The 1848-nt window shown below is 71.1% G+C and carries 2 protein-coding genes; both read right to left on the bottom strand.

What is annotated here, in order from left to right; genetic code table 11:
* The coding region (locus FMEAI12_RS35605; protein WP_112109399.1) for an SDR family oxidoreductase at positions 1-593 on the bottom strand (593 nt) is incomplete at its 3' end.
* A gap of 34 nt (positions 594-627) precedes the next feature.
* A complete protein-coding gene (locus FMEAI12_RS35600; RefSeq protein ID WP_112109400.1) occupies positions 628-1845 on the bottom strand; it encodes a CaiB/BaiF CoA-transferase family protein in 1218 nt (405 codons plus the stop codon).
* Positions 1846-1848 lie beyond the last annotated feature (3 nt).

Genomic DNA, 1848 nt, shown 5'->3' with positions numbered 1-1848 from the left:
GCCAGCGGGGTGTCGGTGGGGCCGGGGCAGATCGCGTTGATGCGGATGCCCTGCTTGAGCAGGGGCATCGCCTGGGTGGCGACGTAGGCGCAGACGGCCTGCTTGCTCCACATGTAGTCGGCCTTGCCGTGCTCGACGGCCCACTTGGTGGCCTCGTCGAAGTCGGTGATGGCCAGGTACTCCTTGAGCAGCGGGAGGTTGGCCTCCCACCCCAGGCCGGCCGCGGAGGAGATGAAGCCGATCGCGGAGCCGCGGGGCAGCAGCCCGCCGGCGAGCAGGCGGTCGATGAGGTAGCGGTGGCCGATGAAGTTGATCCGCTCGATGCCCGGGGTGCCGTCGGCGACACCGGCGGCCGAGAGCAGCGCGTGGACGGGTCCACCGAGCTGCTCGACGGCCGCGTCGATCGAGGCGGCGTCGGCGAGGTTCACGTGGATCGACTTCGCGCCGGGCAGGGTGACCTCGGCGTAGTCGGCGACGATGACCTCGGCGCCCGCGGCCTGGGCGAGCTCGGCGGCGGCGGCACCCATGCCGGTCGCGCCGCCGACCACGAGGACCCGCTTCCCGTCGAATCGGAACGCGTCGAACAGCGTCATCTCAGTGTCTCCTGGCTCTTCGTTGAGGTGGGGGTCATGCGACGACGCCGCGGATCTTGAGGTCGAGGACGGCGTCGGTGTCGAGTCCGAGCTCGGCGAGGATCTCGTCGCCGTGCTCGTTGAACAGCGGCGCCCGGCCCGCCGGCGCGGGCTTCCCGCCGTACTGCACCGGGGCCGCGGCCATCCGGAACGGGATGCCGGCGGCGGTGGCGCAGTCCTGGACGTACCCGTTGGCGACCGCCTGCGGGTCCGCGGCGGCCTCCAGGGTGTCCTGCACGACCGTCCACTGGCCGATGAAGGTCGCCAGCCGCTCACGCCACTCGGCCAGCGGGTGCTCGGCGAAGGCGGCCTCGAGGATCGCGATGGCCTCCCGGCTGTTCGCCATCAGCGCGGCGTGGTCGACGAAACGCGGGTCGGCGCCCAGCTCGGGACGCCCGATGGCCTCGCACATCGGAGCCCAGTACTTCCCGGCCTGCAGGCAGGTGAACGACAGCCAGCGGCCGTCCTTGGTCTGGTAGTTACCGGTCAGCGGGTTGGAACGCGGCGCGTCCAGCGGCGGCGGGGTCCACGGGATGTCGAGCAGCAGCGACAGGGCGAGGGCCTGGCCCATCGCCCACATCCCGGTGGCCATGAGGGAGACGTCGACCTCGGTGGCCTCACCGGTGCGCTCGCGGTGGAACAACGCGCCCATGATCCCGCCGGCGATCGTCATCGCGCCGATCGAGTCCCCGAAACCGGGCGCGGGCGGGACCGGGACGTGGCTGTACTCGGGCCGCATGCTGCCGACGGCGACGCCGGCGCGGGCCCAGAAGGCCAGCGAGTCGTAGGAGCCCCGGTCGGCGTCCGGCCCGCGCTCACCCTGGCCGGTCCCACGGACGTAGACGATGTTCGGGTTGTGGGCGCGGATGTCCTCGACATCGATGTGCAGCTTGGTGCGCACGCTGGGCAGCTTGTTGGTGAGGAAGACATCGCAGGTGCCGGCGAGCTTGTAGAGGATGTCGCGGCCGGCCTGGGAGGTCAGGTCGAGGCCCAGGCTGCGCTTGCCACGGTTGGAGTGCTCCAGCAGCACGTGGACGTCCTTCGGGACGACCGCGACACCCGAGGACGCCAGCGCGCGCATCGCGTCCCCACGCTCGACGTGCTCGATCTTGATGACGTCGGCACCCCAGTCGGACAGCAACGCGGACGCAGCGGGTACGAACGTGTGCTCAGCGACCTCGAGGATCCGTACACCCTGCATCACCGCGGTCATGAA

It is taken from the genome of Parafrankia sp. Ea1.12 (genome assembly GCF_900465275.1).
Classification (GTDB): Bacteria; Actinomycetota; Actinomycetes; order Frankiales; family Frankiaceae; genus Parafrankia; species Parafrankia soli.
The sequence above is the reverse complement of the archived record's forward strand: the minus strand, read 5'-3'. Positions and strand labels throughout refer to the sequence as shown.